Annotated in this window: 7 protein-coding genes; all 7 read right to left on the reverse strand. The window is 73.1% G+C overall.

Annotation, left to right across the window (positions count from 1 at the left end):
- Nucleotides 1–16 precede the first annotated feature (16 nt).
- A complete protein-coding gene (locus ACLJQE_RS14395; RefSeq protein ID WP_410639673.1) occupies nucleotides 17–14266 on the reverse strand; it encodes a type I polyketide synthase in 14250 nt (4749 codons plus the stop codon).
- Between the two features lie 41 nt (nucleotides 14267–14307).
- The gene (locus ACLJQE_RS14400; RefSeq protein ID WP_410639674.1) at nucleotides 14308–15498 is read right to left on the reverse strand and encodes a cytochrome P450; all 1191 of its coding nucleotides are present in this window, start codon (nucleotides 15496–15498) and stop codon (nucleotides 14308–14310) included.
- A gap of 22 nt (nucleotides 15499–15520) precedes the next feature.
- Nucleotides 15521–15736, reverse strand: coding sequence for a DUF5988 family protein (locus ACLJQE_RS14405; protein WP_410639675.1), 216 nt, complete (start codon nucleotides 15734–15736; stop codon nucleotides 15521–15523).
- A gap of 213 nt (nucleotides 15737–15949) precedes the next feature.
- Entirely contained in the window at nucleotides 15950–16732 is a 783-nt protein-coding gene (locus tag ACLJQE_RS14410; RefSeq protein WP_410639676.1) for a Gfo/Idh/MocA family protein, read from the reverse strand.
- Nucleotides 16729–17721, reverse strand: coding sequence for a Gfo/Idh/MocA family protein (locus ACLJQE_RS14415; RefSeq protein ID WP_410639678.1), 993 nt, complete (start codon nucleotides 17719–17721; stop codon nucleotides 16729–16731). The genes ACLJQE_RS14410 and ACLJQE_RS14415 overlap by 4 nt, the downstream gene beginning before the upstream one ends.
- A 62-nt stretch (nucleotides 17722–17783) precedes the next feature.
- The gene (locus ACLJQE_RS14420; RefSeq protein WP_410639803.1) at nucleotides 17784–18755 is read right to left on the reverse strand and encodes a hypothetical protein; all 972 of its coding nucleotides are present in this window, start codon (nucleotides 18753–18755) and stop codon (nucleotides 17784–17786) included.
- Nucleotides 18756–18835: 80 nt separating this feature from the next.
- Nucleotides 18836–19411 carry a hypothetical protein gene (locus ACLJQE_RS14425; protein ID WP_410639679.1) on the reverse strand — a complete coding sequence of 192 codons (576 nt, stop codon included), beginning with the start codon at nucleotides 19409–19411 and terminating at the stop codon, nucleotides 18836–18838.
- Nucleotides 19412–19431: the final 20 nt, after the last annotated feature.

Genomic DNA, 19431 nt, shown 5'->3' on the forward strand with positions numbered 1-19431 from the left:
GGTTCGCCATCGGCGGTCAGCTCGTCTGCCCGAGGGCCCGTTGCACGAGACCGGAGATGTCCAGTGCGTCGATCAGTTCTGTGTCGTCCGAGAGCGGCGCGGCCGGAGCCGCTTCGGCGGTGCCGGTGCCGGTGTCCGTGTCCGCGAGGCCGAGCAGGGTGTCCAGCACGCCCGCCTCCTTGAACCGGGCGAACGGCACGGACGCCAGCACCCGCCGGAGGTCGTCTTCCCGGCCCTCCAGGCCGTCGTCGGCCTCCCGGAGGAGTTCGACGCGCAGGTAGCCGACCAGCGCCTCCGGGGTGGGGTAGTCGAAGATCAGCGTCGCGGGCAGGCGCAGCCCGGTGGCCGCGTGCAGGCTGTTGCGGAGGTTGACCGCGGCCAGTGAGTCGAAGCCGACCTCCTGGAACGCCTGCCGCGGGCCGATGCCTTCGGCACCGCTGTGGCCGAGGACCGTCGAGGCGTGCCCGCGGACCAGCTTCAGCAGGATGCGGTTCTGCTCGGCGTCCGGGACCGCCCGCAGGGACTCCGCCAGCGAGGAGGCGGTGTCGCCGTCTTCGCCGTCGTCCTGCGTGGCCTGGAGGATCGCCTTCGCCTCGGGCAGGTCGGCGAACAGCGGGCTGGGCCGGACCGACGTGAAGGCGGGGATGAAGGCACCCCAGTCCATGTCGGCCACCGCCACGGCCTTCTCGTTGCCGGCGACCGCCTGCACCATCGCGGTGACCGCGAGCTGCGGGGCCATCGGGATGACACCGCGGCGGCGGAGCTGGGCGAGGGCGGCCTCGTCCATGCCGATGCCGATCTGGTCCAGCGCGCCCCAGGCGATCGACGTCGCCTTCAGGCCGCGGGCCCGGCGCCACTCGACCAGTGCGTCGAGGACGGCGTTCGCCGCACCGGCCGGGCCCTGCCCGCCACCGCCCCAGATGCCGGCGATCGAGGAGAACACGACGAAGGCGTCGAGCGGGGTGTCTTCGAACAGCTGGTCCAGCCACACCGCGGTGGCCACCTTGGCGGTGAACACCCCGTCGAGGTCGGCCGGCCCGGTGTCGTCGACGGAGCTGGTCTGCGCGATGTCCGCGGCGTGCACCACGGCGGTGACCGGCTGCTCCGGGTCCGCCACCAGCCGCGCGATCGCGTCCCGGTCGGTGTCGGCGCAGAACTGGACCGTGGTGCCGAACCCGGCCAGCTCGGCCCGCAGTTCTTCGGCGCCGCCGGTGCCGGTGACGATGAGCCGTTCGGCGCCGGACTGTGCGAGCCAGACCGAGGCGTGCCTGCCGAGCCCTTCGGCGCCGCCGGTCACCAGGACCGTGCCGCGGGGTTCCCACCGGCTCGTCGCGGATTCCGGCACCGGCTTGCGGACCAGCCGCCTGCGGTAGACGCCCGACCGCCGGATCGCCAGCTGGTCCTCCCCGCCGGCGCCGTTCAGGACACCGAGCAGGGCCTGGGCCGTGCGCGCGTCGGTCGTGGCGGGCAGGTCGACCAGGCCGCCCCACCGGTCGAGGCGCTCCAGCGCGACGGCGCGGCCGAGGCCCCACACGGCCGCCTGGGCCGGTGCGGTCACGGCGTCCTGGATGCCGATGTTCACCGCGCCGGAGGTGAGGCACCACAGCGGCGCGGCGGCGTTGGTGTCGCCAAGGGCCTGGACCAGCGCGAGCGTCGAAGCGGTGGTCTCGGTCGCGTCCGCGGGCCCGCCGTCGAGAGCGAGCAGCGACAGCACGCCGGTGACGTCGTTCTCCGCCAGGACACCCCGCAACCGCCCGGCAAGCTGTTCCCGGGAAGCTCCCTCGACCTCCAGCCGGACGATGTCGAGCCCCTGGCCGGTCAGCTCCTCCAGGAGCGCGTCGGTGGTGCCGGCCGGGACGACGACCAGCCAGCGGCCGCCCGGTACCCCGGTGGCTTCGCGTTCCAGGGGTTGCCAGGTGACCTGGTACCGCAGTTTCTCCGCGGTCGAGCGCTCACGCCGCCGGTCGCGCCACCCGGCCAGCACGGGCACGACGGTGCTCAGCGCGCCGCGCTGGTCCGGGGCCAGTTCGAGCAGCTCGGCCAGGTTGTCCACATCGGACTTTTCGATGGCGGTCCAGAACTCGGCGTCGGCGCCTTCACCGGCCTCGGTTGCGGCGGTTTCGGCCTCGTGCAGCCAGAAGTGCCGTCGGTCGAAGGCGTAGGTCGGCAGGTCCACCCGGCCGGACGCGGGCACGGCGGCCGTCCAGTCCACGGCCACGCCACGGACGTACAGCTCGGCCGCCGACGCCAGCAGGCGGCGGAGACCGCCGTCGTCGCGCCGCAGCGACCCGGCCACCACCGCGTCGTCGGTGATTTCGCTCAGCGGCTGGACCAGCACCGGGTGGGCACTGATCTCCACGAACACCGTGTGCCCCAGCCCGGCCAGCTCCGCCACCGACGGGCCGAACCGCACCTGCTGCCGCAGGTTCCGGTACCAGTAGCCGCCGTCGACGACCGCCTGCTCGATCCACGCGCCGAGGACGGTGGAATAGAACGGGATCGCCGGAGCCTGCGCGCTGATCCCGTCCAGGGACTTCTCCAGGGTTTCGGCGATGGCCTCGACGTGCCGGCTGTGCGAGGCGTAGTCCACCGCGACCCGCCGCACCCGGACGCCTTCGCCGGACAACGCGTCCAACGCTTCGTCGAGGGCCTGCGCGTCGCCCGCGATGACGACCGAAGACGGGCTGTTGACGGCCGCGACCTCCACGCGGTCCGCCCACGGCGCCAGCCGCGCGGCTGCGTCTTCCTCGCTCAGCGCGACCGAGGCCATGCCGCCGCGGCCGGCCAGTTCCGCCGCGATCGCCTGGCTGCGCAACGCGACCACCTTCGCCGCGTCGTCCAGCGACAACGCTCCCGACACGCACGCGGCGGCGATCTCGCCCTGGGAGTGGCCCATTACCGCGTCGGGCACCACGCCGAAGGAAGACCACACCGCGGCGAGGCCGACCATCATCGCGAAGCTCGCGGGCTGCACCACGTCGACCCGGTCGAGGAGGTCCGCGTCGCCGCGCAGCACGTCGAGCAGCGACCAGCCGGTCCACGGCTCCAGCGCGGCCGCGCACTCCTTGATCCGCTCGGCGAACACCGGCGACGCTTCGAGGAGCTCCCGGCCCATGCCCAGCCACTGCGAGCCCTGGCCGGGGAACACCCACACGACCTTGCCCGGCTTGCCCGCGGTCCCGGTCACGACGCCGGGTGCCTGCTCGCCGCGGGCCAGTGCCCGCAAGCCGTCCCGGGCCTCGGCGCCGGAACCGGCGATGACGACCGCACGCTCGTTCAGCGTCGCCCGCCCCGTCACCAGGGCCCCGGCCACCCCGGCCGGCGGGACATCGCCCTCGAAGAGGGTGGCGAGCCGGCCGGCCTGCCCGGCCAGTGACCCGGTGCTGCGCGCGGACACCACCAGCGGCACCACGGCCGCCGCCGCTTCCGCCACGGGTTCTTCGTCGGGACCTTCTTCGATGATCAGGTGCGCGTTCGTGCCGCTGGCCCCGAAGGAGGACACCCCCGCCCGGCGCGGGCGGCCGTTGCGCGGCCACTCCCGTGCCTCGGTGAGCACCTCGATCGCGCCCGCGGACCAGTCGACCTGGCTGGTGCGCTCGTCGGCGTGCAGGGTGGCGGGCATGACGCCGTTGCGCATGGCCATGACCATCTTGATCACGCCGACGACACCCGCGGCGGCCTGCGTGTGCCCGATGTTCGACTTCAGCGACCCCAGGTACAACGGCTGGTCCCGCTCCTGCCCGTAGGTGGCCAGCAGCGCCTGCACCTCGATCGGGTCACCCAGCGCGGTCCCGGTGCCGTGGCCCTCGACGACGTCCACATCGGACGGTGCCAGCCCGGCCGTGGCGAGCGCGCCGCGGATCACCCGCTGCTGCGAAGGACCGTTCGGCGCGGTCAGGCCGTTCGACGCGCCGTCCTGGTTCACCGCACTGCCGCGCAGCACGGCCAGCACCCGGTGGCCGCGCTCGCGCGCCACCGACAGCCGCTCCAGAACCACCACGCCGACGCCCTCGGCCCAGCCCGTGCCATCCGCGCCCTCCGCGTACGCCTTGCAGCGCCCGTCGGCGGACAGGCCGCGCTGGCGTGAGAACTCCAGGAAGGCGTCCGGGCTGGCCATCACGGTCGCGCCGCCGGCCAGCGCCATCGAGCACTCGCCCTGCCGCAGCGCCTGCGCCGCCAGGTGGATGGCCACCAGCGACGACGAGCACGCCGTGTCCACCGTGACCGCCGGGCCCTCGAACCCGAAGGTGTAGGACACCCGGCCCGACGCCACGCTCGAAGCCGTCCCGGTCATCGTGTAGCCCTGGACGTCTTCGGGCACTTCGCGCAGCCGCGTCACGTAGTCGTGGTGGACGATCCCGGTGAAGACGCCGACGTCGCTGCCGCGGGCGGACAGGGGGTCGACACCCGCGCGTTCCAGCGCCTCCCACGACGTCTCCAGCAGCAGCCGCTGCTGCGGGTCCATGGCCAGTGCCTCACGCGGCGAGATCCCGAAGAGCCCGGCGTCGAACTGGGCCGCGTCGTGCAGGAAACCGCCCGTGCGCGTGTAGCTCGTGCCGGGGTGGGCCGGGTCCGGGTGGTAGAGGCCGTCCAGGTCCCAGCCGCGGTCGACGGGGAAGCCGGAAATCGCGTCCCGGCCTTCGGCGACGAGCTTCCACAGCTCTTCGGGGCTGTCCGCACCGCCGGGCAGCCGGGTGCTCATGCCGACGATCGCGATCGGCTCGTCGGAGACGTCCCGCACCACCGGGACCGGCGCCGCCGGGCGCTCGCCGAGGAGCTCGGCTCGCAGGTGTTCCGCGAGGACGGCGGGGTTCGGGTAGTCGAAGATCAGCGTGCTGGGCAGCTCCACGCCGGTGAAGTCGCGCAGGCGGTTGCGCAGCTTGATCGCGCTGAGGGAGTCGAACCCGTGGTCCTTGAAGGACCGGTCGAGGTCGAACGCGTCCGCCTCGCGGTGCCCGAGCACCACGGCGGCGCTCTCCCGGACCAGGGCCAGCAAGTCGTGCGGCGGCTCGGCCGGCCGTCCCACGATCGGCTCCGCGGGGGGCGGGGTGACGCTGACCGGCACCGTTTCGCCGGTGTCGACCCAGAAGCGCTGGTGCTGGAAGGCGTAGGTGGGCAGGACGGTCCCGACCGCCGTGCCCGGCCGGTCGAGCACCGCCGTCCAGTCCACGGCCACGCCGCGGACGTGCAGTTCGGCGAGCGCGGTGAGGACGTCGGGGACCTCGGCGCCGTTCTTGCGGAGGGTGGCGACGCAGCTCTGCTCCGGGCCGCCGAGCGTGCCGAGCGCCATGGCCGCCAGGGCCCCGCCCGGACCGAGCTCGAGGTACGTCGTCGCGCCCTGACCGCTCAGCGTGGTGACGGCATCGCCGAACCGCACGGCGTTGCGCACCTGCTCGACCCAGTAGCCCGGCGTGTCGAGTGCCGCGGGTTCCCCGGTCAGCGTCGAGACGACGGGCAGCGAGCCGGCCCGGTAGGTCAGGCGCTCCGCGACCGCGCGGAAGTCGTCGAGCATCGGCTCCATGAGCGGCGAGTGGAAGGCGTGGCTGACCGCCAGCCGCCGCGTCTTGCGGCCGCGACCCGCCAGTTCGGCCGCCACCGCGAGCACCGCGGCTTCGGCGCCCGAGAGCACGACGGAGTCCGGGCCGTTGACCGCGGCCACGCAGACGGCGTCGTCGAGCAGCGGCGCGACCTCGTCCTCGGTCGCCTGCACGGCGACCATCGCACCGCCGCCGGGCAGGGCCTGCATCAGCCGGCCGCGCGCGGCGACCAGTTCGCCCGCCTCGGCCAGGTCCAGCACCCCGGACACGTGCGCGGCGGCAATCTCGCCGATGGAGTGGCCGGCCAGGAGATCCGGCCGCACGCCCCACGACTCGAAGAGCCGGAACAACGCGGTCTCCACGGCGAACAGCGCGCCCTGGGTGTACATCGTCTGGTCCAGCAGCGCGCTGCCGGTGAAAACGACCTCGCGCACCGGGCGCTCACGCAGGTGTGCGTCCACGGCGTCGCACGCGGCCTCGAAGGCGTCGCGGAAGACCGGGAAGGTCCCGGCGAGCTCGCGGCCCATGCCGGCCCACTGACTGCCCTGGCCGGTGAAGAGGACGGCCAGCTTGCCGTCGACCGGCGTCCCGGACACGACACCGGGGCCGAAGGCGGCAAGGTCCGCGCGGAGCTGCTCCCGGTCGGAGGCCAGGACAACGGCCCGGTGGTCGAGCTGGGCACGCGTGGTGGCGAGCGCGTGGGCGGCGTCGACGACCCGGACATCGGGCCGGTCGCCGAGGAAGCCGGCGAGCCGGGCGGCCTGACCACGGAGGCCGGTCGCGGTCCGCGCGGAGACGAGCACCGGCACGAGGAACCCGGCGGGCTCCGGCTCCGGCGTCCCGACCTGCTCGGGCACCTCTTCGAGGACGACGTGCGCGTTGGTGCCGCCGATGCCGAACGAGGACACGCCCGCCCGGCGCGGGTGACCGTTGCTCGCCCAAGCACGGTTCTCGGTCAGCAGTTCCACCGCGCCCGCCGACCATTCCACGTGGGACGACGGCCGGTCGACGTGCAGCGTCTTGGGCAGGACGCCGTGGCGCATGGCCATCACCATCTTGATCACGCCGGCGACGCCCGCGGCCGCCTGGGTGTGCCCGAGGTTCGACTTCACCGAGCCGAGCCACAGGGGCTGGTCCGGCGCACGGTCCCGGCCGTACGTGGCCAGCAGTGCCTCCGCCTCGATCGGGTCGCCGAGGGTGGTTCCGGTGCCGTGCGCCTCCACCGCGTCGACGTCCGATGTGGACAGTCCGGCGGCGGCCAGCGCCTTGCGGATCACCCGCTGCTGGGAGGGGCCGTTCGGGGCGGTCAGGCCGTTCGACGCGCCGTCGGAGTTGACCGCCGACCCGCGGACCACGGCCAGCACCTGGTGGCCCTTCCGCCGGGCTTCGGACAACCGCTCCACGAGGAGCAGCCCGACACCCTCGGACCAGCCGGTGCCATCGGCGCCGTCGGCGAACGCCTTGCAGCGGCCGTCGGGCGCCAGCCCGCGCTGCCGCGAGAACTCGACGAAGGTCTCCACCGTGCCCATCACCATCACGCCACCCGCGAGCGCCATCGAGCACTCGCCGCGCTGCAGCGCCTGCACCGCCATGTGCAGGGCCACCAGCGAGGAGGAGCAGGCCGTGTCGACCGTGATGGCCGGGCCCTCGACGCCGTAGTGGTAGGCGACGCGGCCGGAGAGGAGGCTCGCCGAACCGCCGGTGAGCCGGAAGCCCTCGACGCCGGCGGCCTGGTGCATCCGCATGCTGTAGTCGTGGCTGTTGACGCCGGCGAAGACGCCGATGTCCTGCCCGGCCAGGGTGGTCGGGTCGATCGCGGCCCGCTCGAACAGCTCCCAGGACGTCTCCAGCAGCAGCCGCTGCTGCGGGTCCATGGCGAGTGCCTCGTTCGGCGAGATGCCGAAGAAGGCGGCGTCGAACCCGGCGGCGTCGTCGAGGAAGGCGCCGTGCCGCACGTAGGTGGTGCCCTCGTGGTCGGGGTCTTCGTGGTAGAGCCGGTCGGTGTCCCAGCCGCGGTCGGCGGGGAACTCGGTGACCGCGTCGACGCCGTCGGCGACCAGCCGCCACAGGTCCTCCGGGCTGTGCACGCCGCCGGGGAACCGGCACGCCATCGCGACGATCGCGATCGGCTCGTCGGCCGCGGCGGTGCCGATCTCGGCCGGGCGGGGCGCCCGGTCGCCGAAGAGCTTGGCGCGCAGGTGTTCCGCGAGTGCCGGGGGCTTCGGGTAGTCGAAGATCATCGCCGGGGACAGGGTGAGCCCGGTCGCGGCGGCGAGGCGGTTCCGCAGTTCCACCGCGGTCAGCGAGTCGAAGCCGGCGTCCTTGAACGTCCGTCCGGAATGGACGGAGCCGGCCCCGGCGTGGCCGAGCACCTCGGCGGCGTGCCGCCGCACCAGGTCGAGCAGGGCCGCGGCCTGCTCGGCCTCGCCGAGCCCGGCGAGGCGTTCGGTCAGCGACGCGGTCTTGGCCGCCGTCCGGCGCGGCAGCGGAGCCAGGCCGCGCAGCAGCGGCGGCACCGGACCCCCGGACTTCGCCGTCGCCCGCAGCGCCGCGACGTCGAGCTTGGCCGCGACCAGCGCGCCACCGGTGCCGATGGCCGCGTCCAGCAGCGCCATGCCCTCGTCGGCGGGGAGGCCGGACATGCCGATCCGCTCGTTGCGGCGCAGGTCGGCGGCGCCGAGGTGCGCGGTCATGCCGCTGACGGTCGCCCAGTAGCCCCAGGCGATGGACACCGCGGGCAGGCCGAGGCTGTTCCGCTTGCACGCCAACGCATCCAGCTCGGCGTTGGCCGCCGCGTACCCGGCCTGGCCGGGGTTGCCCAGCACGCCCGCCGCCGAGGAGAACAGCACGAACGCGGCGAGGCCGGCGTCCCGGGTGAGCTCGTCCAGGAGCAGGGCGGCGTCGACCTTCGGCCGCCGCACGGTCTCGAGCCGCTCCGGGGTCAGCTCGGTGACGACGCCGTCGCCGAGGACACCGGCGGTGTGCACGACGGCGGTGAGCGGGTGCTCGGCCGGGATCGCCCGCAGGACGGCTTCGAGCTGCGCCCGGTCCGCCACGTCGCAGGCGGCGATGGTGATGGAGGCGCCCAGCGCGGTCAGCTCGTCGTGGAGTTCGGGGGCCTCGCCGCGGCGGCTGACCAGGACCAGGTGCCGGATGCCGTGCGCGGTGACGAGGTGCCGCGCGGTCAGCGCGCCGAGCGTGCCGGTGCCGCCGGTGATCAGCACGGTGCCGTGCGTGTCGAGCGGCCGAGCGTCCTGCGTCGGCGACAACCGGGTCAGGCGCGGCACCGACGCGACGTCGTCGCGCACCCGCACCTGGGGTTCGCCGCTGGCCACCACGGCGGGCAGCAGGGCGCGGTCGTCGAGGTCGGCCAGGACGATCCGGTCCGGGTGCTCCGACTGCGCCGAGCGCACCAGGCCCCAGATCGCGGCCGCGCCGGGCTCGGTGCAGTCCCCGGTGAGCACGGCCAGCCGGGTTTCCGCGGGGTCGGCCAGCCAGTCCTGAAGCGCCGTCAGTGCCGCTTCGACCGACGTGACTTCGCAGGTCACGACGTCGGCTTCGACCGCAGCGGGCAGCGGGATTTCCGTCCACTCGACGCGGAACAGCGAGTCGGTGCTCCCCTGTTCGGGCGTGAACGGCGTGCCTCGCACGGCTTCGACGGTCAGGACGGGCTGCCCGGCCGGGTCGGTCAGCCGCAGACCGGTCGCCGTCGGCGTCACGGTCACCGTCGTGGCCCCGGAAGCCAGCAGGGACACGCCGGTCCAGACGGACGGGAGCAGGCCCTCGCCGACGACCGTGCGGACGGCGGCGTCCAGCAGCGCGGGGTGGATCCCGTACCGGTCCGCGTCCCGCAGGCCGGCCACGGTGACGTCGGTGGCGTCTCCCGCCGCCACCGGGCCCGTCACCTCGGTGGCGGCGGGAGGAGCAAGGGTGCCGTGGGCGTGCCGCGTCCACGGCTCGTCCGCCGCACGGGAAAAGACCTCGATCGGACGGCGCCGCCGCTCGTCGGGGTCGCCGACGAGCAACTGGACCTCGCGGCCACCGCGTGGCGGAAGCACCACCGGCGCGTCGACGGTCAGTTCGGCGAGGAAGGGGGTGGCGGCCAGGTCGCCGAGGCGGATGGCCGCCTCGACCAGTGCCGCGTTCGGGACCAGGCCGTCCGCCGCCCAGTGGTGCGTCCGGCGCGACCACCGGGCCACGGCCGTGAGCCGGTCCGAGCCGGGCGTGCCGACGATCGTGCCCAGGAACGGGTCGCCGGCCGCTGCCGGTTCGGCCGGTTCGAGCCAGTAGTGCCGGTGCTCGAAGGCATACGTCGGCAGGTCCACCCAACCGGACGCGGGCACCATCGCCGTCCAGTCCACGTCGATGCCGCGGACGAACAGTTCGCCCATCGAGGTCAGGAGCCGCCGCAGGCCGCCGTCTTCACGGCGCAGTGTCCCCACGACGACGGTGTCGCCGGTGAGCTCGCTCAGCGGCTGGACCGTCACCGGGTGCGCGCTGACCTCGACGAACACAGCGTGGCCCTGCTCGATCAGGGCGGCCGCGGCCGCGCCGAACCGGACCTGGTTGCGCAGGTTGCGGTACCAGTACCCGCCGTCCAGCACACCGGCGTCCCGGATCCACTCGCCGGTGACGGTCGAGTAGAACGGCACCGCCGGTGCCTGCGCGGTGATCCCGGCGAGCGTTTCGGCGAGGGTGCCGCGGACGTCTTCGACGTGCCGGGTGTGCGAGGCGTAGTCCACGGCCACCCGTCGCACGCGGATTCCGTCGCGGGACAGAGCTTCCAGCGTCTCGTCGAGGGCGTTGGCGTCCCCGGCGATCACGACCGACGTAGGCCCGTTGACGGCGGCCACCTCGACCCCGGCCGCCAGCCGCGAGGCCACCTCGTCCTCGCCCAAGGCGACCGACGCCATCCCGCCCCGGCCGGAGAGTTCCGCCGCGATGGCCCGACTGCGCAGAGCCACCACCTTCGCCGCGTCTTCAAGCGACAACGCACCCGAGACGCACGCGGCCGCGATTTCACCCTGCGAGTGCCCGACGACGGCGTCCGGCCGGACCCCCACGGACTCCCAGACGGCGGCCAGCCCGACCATCACCGCGAAGCACGCGGGCTGCAGCACATCGACCCGGTCCAGGTCGCCCTCGCCCCGCAGGACGTCGAGGAGCGACCAGTCGATCCACGGCTCCAGCGCGGCCGCGCATTCGGCGATCCGCGCGGCGAACACCGGCGACGCCTCGAGCAGCTCCCGGCCCATCCCGGCCCACTGCGTCCCCTGGCCCGGGAACACCCACACGACCTTGCCCGGCGCCGCCGAACCAGCCGCGTTCAGCGTCCGCAGCCCGGCCACGGCTTCCTCGCACGAACCGGCCACGACGACCGCGCGTTCGTCCAGCACCGCGCGACGCGACACGAGCGCGGCCGCCACCTCGGTCAGCGAGACGTCACCTGCCAGGACGGACGCCAGCCGCTCGGCCTGCCGGGAGAGCGACTCCTTGCTGCGTGCCGACACGACCAGGGGCACCACCGGGGCCTCCGGGGTGTGCACCGGCTCTTCGGCGGGTGCTTCTTCGATGATCAGGTGCGCGTTGGTCCCGCTGACCCCGAACGACGACACGCCGGCCCGGCGCGGACGGCCGTTGCGCGGCCACTCACGGGATTCCGTCAGCAGCTCGACCGCGCCGGCCGACCAGTCGACCTCGGCGGTCGGTTTGTCGACGTGCAGCGTCGTCGGCAGCACTTCGTGCCGCAACGCCTGGACCATCTTGATGACACCCGCGACACCCGCGGCGGCCTGCGCGTGCCCGATGTTCGACTTCAGCGAGCCGAGCCAGAGCGGCTGTGCTCGCTCTTGGCCATAGGTCGCCAGCAGTGCTTGCGCCTCGATCGGGTCGCCCAGGGTCGTCCCGGTCCCGTGCGCCTCGACGGCGTCCACATCGGACGGTTCGAGCCCGGCCGCGGCCAGCGCGCGGCGGATGACCCGCTGCTGCGAGAGGCCGTTCGGTGCGGTGAGCCCGTTCGAGGCACCGTCCTGGTTCACCGCGCTGCCACGCAGGACGGCGAGAACCCGGTGCCCGCGCTCCCGCGCCACCGACAGCCGCTCGAGGACGACCACACCGACGCCTTCGGACCAGCCGGTCCCGTCGGCCGCCGCCGCGAAGGCCTTGCACCGCCCGTCGGGCGCCAGGGCCCGCTGCCGGGAGAACTCGACGAACGAGCCCGGCGTCGCCATCACCGTCACCCCGCCGGCGAGCGCCATCGAACACTCGCCCTGCCGCAACGCCTGCGCGGCGAGGTGCATGGCGACCAGCGACGACGAACACGCCGTGTCGACGGTGACCGCCGGGCCTTCCAGCCCCAGCACGTACGACACCCGGCCCGAAGCCACGCTCGACGCAACCCCGGTCGTGACGAAACCTTCGAGCTCCGGCGACACCGCGCCGGATCCGTAACCCTGGCCCATCAGGCCGGTGAACACGCCGGTGTCGGTGCCCTTCAACGCGATCGGGTCGACCCCGGCGTTTTCGAGGGCCTCCCAGGAGGTCTCCAGCAGCAGCCGCTGCTGCGGGTCCATCGCGACGGCCTCACGCGGCGAGATCCCGAAGAACCCCGCGTCGAACTGGCCCGCGTCGTGCAGGAACCCGCCCTGGCCGGTGTACGACGTCCCGGCGCGTTCCCGGTCCGGGTCGATCAGGCTTTCGAGGTCCCAGCCGCGGTCCTCCGGGAAGCCGGAGACGGCGTCGGCGCCGGTGGACACCAGCCGCCACAGGTCTTCGGGGGAAGCCACGCCACCGGGCAGCCGGCACGCCATCCCCACGATCGCGATCGGCTCGTCCGGGTCGGCGGCCGCCACCGGCTCGGCGACGGCCTGCGTGATCCCGAGCAGCTCGGCCCGGACGCGGGCGGCCAGCGCCGACGGCGTGGGGTGGTCGAAGACGGCGCTGGTGGGCAGCCACCGGCCGGTGTGCTCGGTCAGCCGGTTGCGCAGCTCGACGATGGCCAGCGACGTGAAGCCGAGGTCGCGGAACGCGCGCCCGGCCGGGACCGGCTGCCCCAGCACGTCGGCGGCCTGGGCGCGGACGAGGTCTTCCAGCAGCTCGTGCTGGGCGCGTTCGTCCAAACCGGACAGCCGCGCCCGCAGCGCCGAAGCGACGGCCTCGTCGGGCTCGCTCCCCCGGGCCGCTTCCTCGTGCTCGGCCGCGGCGTACCGCAGCACTCCGGGCTCGTCGGCCAGCAGGCCCCGCCGGATCTTGCCGGACGCGGTCCGCGGGAGGTGGGTGACTTCGAGGATCCGCTCCGGCACCTTGTAGGCGGACAGCCGTTCGCGGCACTCCTCGATCAGCGCGCCCGCGTCGAAGCCGGACGGCCCGGGGATCACGTAGGCGACCGGCACCTCGCCGAGCGTGTCGTGCGGGGCGCCGCCGACCGCCGCGTCGGCGACGCCGTCGACGGTGCGCAGCACCGCCTCGACCTCGCCCGGGTGGATGTTCGCGCCGCCCCGGATGATCAGTTCCTTGATCCGGCCGCAGATGGTCAGGTAGCCGGCGTCGTCGCGCCGGGCCAGGTCACCGGTCCGGAACCAGCCGTCCCGCATCGCCGCGGCGGTCGCCTCCGGGCTGTTGTGGTAGCCGAGCATGACGTTCGGCCCGCTGACCCAGACCTCGCCCTCCTCGCCGGCGGGGACGTCGAGCCCGGTGTCCGGGTCGACGACCCGGACCCCGACGCCGGGCACGGGCAGGCCGCACGAGCCGTCGACCCGGGCGCCGTCCGGCGGGTTCATGGCGATGGCTCCGCAGGTTTCGGTGCTGCCGTAGGCGTCGATCAGCGGGACGCCGAAGGTCTCTTCGAACTCACTCCGCAGCCCGGCACCGAGCACCGCGCCGCCGGCCAGGCCGATCCGCAGGCTCGGGGCCGAGAACCCGCGCTGCCGGGCGGCCCGCACCAGGTGGTGGTAGGTGGTCGGCACCCCGGCCAGGAACGTCGAGTCCTCCGCGCGGAGCAGCCGCATCACGTCGTCGGCGGAACTGCCGTCCATGATCCGGACGGACGCGCCGACCACGGTGGCGGACAGGACGCAGGCGATGTGCGAAAGGCTGTGGAACAGCGGGAGCGGCCAGAGCACCCGGTCCCGGTCGGTCAGTCCCGGGATCGGCACGTAGCAGGAGGCCACCGACCAGAGGCAGTTGCGCTGGGTCGACACCACGCCCTTGGGCAGGCCCGTCGTCCCCGACGTGTAGAACATCCAGGCCGGCTCGTCGAGGCCGAGGTCGTCCGCGGCGGGCTCGGCCGGTTCGCGGACGGCGAGTTCGTCGTACGAGCCGGCGCCCGCTGGGACGTCGTCGCCGGTCACCAGCAGCTTGACGGACGGGGCGAGCCGGAGCCGGGCCGCTTGGGTGGCGTCGGTGATGACCACCGTGGCGCCGCTGTCGGTCAGCGGGTGCTCGAGCTCGGCCGTCGCCGACCCGGGGTTGAGCGGCACGGCGACGGCGCCCGCCCGCAGGACCGCGAAGTAGCTCTCCACAGTGGACACGCGGTTGCCGAGGCAGATCGCCACCCGGTCCCCGTGCCGGACGCCGAGGCCGGCCAGGTGCCCGGCCAGCCGGCGCGTCCGCGCCTCGAGGTCGCCGTAGGTGACCGACCGGTGGTCGTCGGCGAAGGCCGGCTTGCCGGCGAAGCGGGTCGCGTTCTCCAGGAGTGCGACGGAAAGTGGCTTGATGAGATCGGTGCGCACTGTGCCGCAGATCCTTTCGGGCAATTCGGGGGGAAGGCCGCTCACCAGGAGACGGGCAGCTTCTTCACCGAGAAGACGGAACCCTTCAGCCGCAACGGCACGTCGTCGGCCGGGATGGCCAGCCGGAGCCCGGGGAACGCCTGCAGGAGCGCCGTGAAGCCGGCGCGGAGTTCGATGCGCGCCAGGTTCTGGCCGAGGCACTGGTGGATGCCGAAGCCGAACGCGACGTGGCCGGCGGTGTCGCGTTCGATGTCCAGCTTCGCCGGGCAGCCGAACTTGGCCGGGTCGCGGTTGGCCGCGGGCAGCGACACCGTCACCGTGTCGCCCTTCTTGACCAGCTCGCCCTCCAGCTTCACGTCCTCCAGCGCGGTGCGGTAGGTGTGGTACTGGTTGACGGTCAGGTAGCGCAGCAGTTCCTCGATCGCGGCGTCGAGCTTCTCCGGCTTCGCGCGCAGCGCCGCCAGCTGGTCGGTGTGGTGCAGCAGCGCGAAGACGCCGGTGGCCAGCGCGCCCTCCGTCGTCTCGTACCCCGCGAACAGCAGCAGGGTGACGATGTTGCGCAGTTCCTCCTGGGTCAGGTCCTCGTTGACGAGCGAGCTGATCAGGTCGTCCTGGGGCTGACGGCGCCGCCGCTCGATGACCTCGTCGAAGAACTTCCCGGCCACCTCGTAGGCGGCCGCGGCCTCGGCCGGGTCCGCGTCCGCGTCGTGCAGGAGGTTCACCGCGGGCACGTACCGGTCGCGTTCTTCGTAGGGCAGGCCGACCAGCTCGCCCAGCATCCGCAGGACGAGCGGCTTGGCGAAGTCCGCCACCACGTCGGCGGGGGCGCCCTTCGCCCGCATGACCTCGATCTGCTCGGCGGCCACGGCCTCGACGCGCGGGATCAGCCTGCTGGTGCGGCGGACGGTGAACTCGCCCGTCAGCAGCTTGCGGTACCGCGTGTGCTCGGGCGGGTCCATGTGGATGAACATGCCGGGGATCAGCGGGTGGGTCGGGATCACCTGGCCCTGGTGCGTCACCGGGAAGTGGCCGATTTCGCAGCTGTGGCTGAACCGCGGGTCGCTGAGGACCTCGCGGACCAGGTCGTAGCTGGAAACGATCCAGCCGACGTGTCCATCCGGGTAAACCATCTTCGCGAGCGGACGTTCTTCGCGCAGAGAGTCGAATATCGCGGGCGGATCGAACTTGTCGATCCGCGCCCACGGTACCTCGAAGGAGATTGCGTCGGTCATGGAAGCCTTTCCCGGGGGAGATTTATTCGGCGATCTTCGTGCGGTGCGACCAGCGGAAGACCGCGATGTCGCAGCCGTCGACGGCCTGGAATTCCCCGCCGTGCACGAAATGCTCGTAACCGGCCCCGTGGCGGATCTTGAGCGTGTTCTCCAGCGCGGCGGCGTCCACACTGCGGTGCGACAGCGCCAGTTCGGCCGGCCCACCGCTCAACGCGATTTTCACCTGCGTAGCACTCATCGCGGCCTCCACCTCTCGACGATCTCGGTCAGTCGACCTATTTCGGGGATCTCCCAGCACAGACCAGTCTTTTCATTCTCGATTCAGGCTAGGCGAGCCACCGCAAGGCGACATCCCTCACCCTGGTAGGGCCTTTCCGGGCCGCTACGGGCACCACGAAAAGAGGCTTCCTCCTGCGGTGCAGGAGAAAGCCCCTTCGCGGTCAAAGCCGTTTCAGCCGCCGGACGGCAGATCGACGGGCTGCCCGGTGTGCGCCGATTCGTAGGCCGCCTGGATGATCCGGAACGTCCGCAGGGCGGCCTGACCGTCCGGCCCGCGAACCTCGCCCCCACCGAGGAAATCCTTGAGCAGCAGGGCATCCAGGTCTTCGCCGCCTGGTTCCGCCTGGTCGCCGCCGAGCAGCCGTGGACCGGCGTCGTACTGCACGCTGCCCTTGTCCCCGATGAAGGTGACGACCGGACGGCCCGTCGCGGACCGGCTGCGAGAGCAGTCGAACGAGGCGACCTTCCCGCCGCGGTACCGGACCGTGAGAATCGCCGCGCTTTCCGCACCGTGTCCACTGAGGACAGTGTTGGTCTGTGCGTACACCTGTTGCGCGGGAGCGCCGTCGAGGACGGCGTCGGCCAGGTCGAGCAGGTACGGCACGGTGACACCCAGGACCCCGCCGTCCGCACTCGTGGTCAGCGAGCCGAGGATCGTCGTGAGCTCTCCGATGCCGCCACCGGCGATTCCCTTGCGCACCACGGCGAACGCCTCGCCGTGGCAGGCCGGGGACGCGAAGGTGAGCCGGTCGCCACCGGCGTCGACCATGGCTTTCAGGTCGGCTTCCTTGGCCGCGGGCGGGTATTCGCACAGCACCCGCGCGCCGGCCTCGGCCGCCAGCCGGACCGGCTCGAACGCGTCCCAGCTCGCCGTGGCGACGATTTCGACGTCCGGCAGGCCACGCAGCGCGCCGGCGTAGGCCTCGGGCGCGGACGACAGGATGGCGACCTTCACACTGCTCCCCTCACCGGCAGTTCGACGGCCCGCCCGGTCCACGCGGACTCGGCCGCGGCGTGGATGATCCGCACGGCGGCCAGCGCGTCGTTCGCCCCGATGCGCGGCTCGGGGCCGCCCGCGAACGCCGTGGCGAACTCGCGCATCTCGGTGGTGAACACCGACGGCCCGCCGTACGCGAAGTTCTCGGCGCCACCGTCGACGACCCGGACTTCCTGGGGCCACTCGGAGTCGTAGCTCACCGCGCCACCGGTCCCCGAGACGTGGAAGGCCACCCGCACCGGTGGCCGCGGCGTGGCCGTCCACCGGCTCACGACCTGGCTGATGGCGCCGTTGGCGTGGGTGAGCACGGCGGTCCCGGTGGCGACGGCCCCTTCGGGCGCCGGGGTGGCGATGTCGCCCTGGTAGCAGGCGTGCACGCGGACGACGTCCCCGAACACCCAGTGGGCGAGGTCGGCGCCGTGCAGCAGCTGGTCGGTGAGGATGCCACCCGACCGCGCGGAGGCGGTTCCGGTCCAGGGCCGCGGGTGGTAGGCGGAGAAGGAGAACCGGCCGATCGCGCCCTCCCCCAGCTTCCCGCTCGCGACGAGCTCGTGCAGCCGCGCGTACGGCGCGGCGAACCGCACGTCGTGGGCGGCGTACAGCCGCACTCCCGCCTTTTCGGCGGCGGCGACGATCTCTTCGGCCTCTTCGGCACTGGCGGCCAGTGGCTTCTCGCACACGACACCGACGCCGGCGGCGATGGCGGTCATGGCGATCCCGTGGTGGCTCGCGGTCGGCGTGCAGATGTCGACGGCGTCGGCTCCGTCGAGCGCCTCGGCCAGCGACCCGGCGGCCGTGGCCCCGAACTCCTCGGCCAGCTCGACGCTCCGGCCGTCGTCGGAGTACACCCGCACGGCGGCCCCGGCACCGAGCCACGCTTCCAGGTGCAGCCGGGCGATGAGCCCCGCACCGAGCAGGGCCACCTCGAGCTGCCGTGTCGTCTTCACGTACCGAGACTCGCCCACACCACCGGTGGGAGCCATTACCAACGTGGGTAGTTCGAAAAGCGCTACTTCGTCGGTGACGGGGAAGCCGGCGCCGGCGAAGGTGCCTGCGACGCCGCCGGGACCTTCGGGGCGTTGTAGGTGTCCATGTCGGTGATCTTCCACTTGTCGCCCTGCAGCTGGGCGTTCAGGTGGAGCTGGGCCGTGCCCGCCGTCGTCTTCTTCGTGTCCGTGCGGGTCGAGGTCTGGTCGACGAAGACCATCACCTTCGCCAGGTCGCCGTTGAGCATGATCACCGCCGCGCGCGTCACCTTGCACGTCACGATCATCTTCTGCTGCGGCGCCAGCCGTTTCACCTCGCCCATCAGCGAGTTGTACTTGTTCTTGACGTCGTCGTTGGCGAGCAGGTCGTTCGCCGCGTCCTCGGTCTTCTTGATGTTGTTGAAGTCGTAGGAGAACAGCGCCTCGGCCGCCTTCGACACCGCGTCCTTGACCTGGGCGGTCTTCGCGACGTCCAGCAGGGCCGTGTTGCTCGTCGCCGAGGAGACCTTGACCTCCTCGGACTTGAACCAGAACGCCAGCCCGCCCAGGATCAGCGCGACGAGCACCAGCGCGCCCGCCACCAGGTACGGCTTCGGCACCTTCGAGCCCGCGGGTTTCGCCGGCTCGTCCGCGTCGGTGACCGGAACCTCGGATTCCTCGGTCGGCTTCGCGATCCCGGTGTCCCGCTTCTTCCGCCGCGGCGCCGGCCGCTCGGAGACCTCTTCGTCCGCCGGTGGCTCACCGGTGAGCGCGTCGGCCTGCGGTTCCTCTTCGGCAGCGGCCTCGGTTCCGACCGCCGCGAACACCTGCGTGTCCTCCGCCGACGCGGTGTCGCGCTGCCCGCTGGTGGACTCGGCCTGCTCGGGGGCCGGCCGGGGCACCGGACGCGGGGCCGGTCGCGGCCGCGGCTTGGCGCCCGCGGGCGGGACGGCGGGCAGCTGGCCGGTCCGCTCCGCGGCGGACTCGTCCGCCGCGGGCTTGCGCAGACCGGCCACGCGCGGCCGGCGCGACGGCGGAGTGCTGCTGCTGCGAGGCGGCTGGCGGCGGGAGGGGGGCACTACGGGCTCCTTCTGTGCTACTGGCCGGCCGCGACGAGCGGGACGCTGTCGATGCCGGACAGCTTCCACTCCTCGCCCACCCGGGTCATCGAGACTTCGAGGCGCAGCGGCTTCGCGCTGCTCTTGTCGCCCTGGGTGACGGTGGTGGCGATGGCGGCGAGGAAGCTGGCCTTGCCTTCGTGGTCGTCCAGCTCCTCGACGGCGATGTCCTGGACGTCCGTGGTGACCTTCGTCTTGGCGTCGGAGAGCGCCTTGCGGAACGTCGGCGCCGACTGGTCGATCTGCTGCGCCATCTTGTCGTCCGACACGGACTTCTGCCGGGCGAAGAAGCCGTCGAGGTCGGTGTAGTCGACCTCGGTGTAGGCCTTCAGCGCGTTGGTGCCCGCCTTGACGACGGCCTCGCGCGAAGCCGCCAAACCGGCGTTGTCGTCGTTCTCGGCCACCCACCACTGGATGCCGAAGATCGCCGCCGCGATCAGGGCGGCCAGCGCCAGCGCCCCGGCGCCGAGCACCAGGATCCGCGAGGAGTCCTTCGACGGCGTCGGGGAGGATTCGTCCTCCCCCGCCGTGGCGGCCGGCTCGTCCGTGCTCATGACACTCCAGAGTAGGTAAC

Source organism: Amycolatopsis sp. lyj-346 (genome assembly GCF_046548975.1).
Lineage (GTDB): Bacteria > Actinomycetota > Actinomycetes > Mycobacteriales > Pseudonocardiaceae > Amycolatopsis.

Coding starts and splice junctions, on each gene's coding strand:
- ACLJQE_RS14405 (WP_410639675.1), bottom strand. CDS start 15,736: ATGAGTGCTACGCAGGTGAAAATCGCGTTGAGCGGTGGGCCGGCCGAA.
- ACLJQE_RS14425 (WP_410639679.1), bottom strand. CDS start 19,411: ATGAGCACGGACGAGCCGGCCGCCACGGCGGGGGAGGACGAATCCTCC.
- ACLJQE_RS14400 (WP_410639674.1), bottom strand. CDS start 15,498: ATGACCGACGCAATCTCCTTCGAGGTACCGTGGGCGCGGATCGACAAG.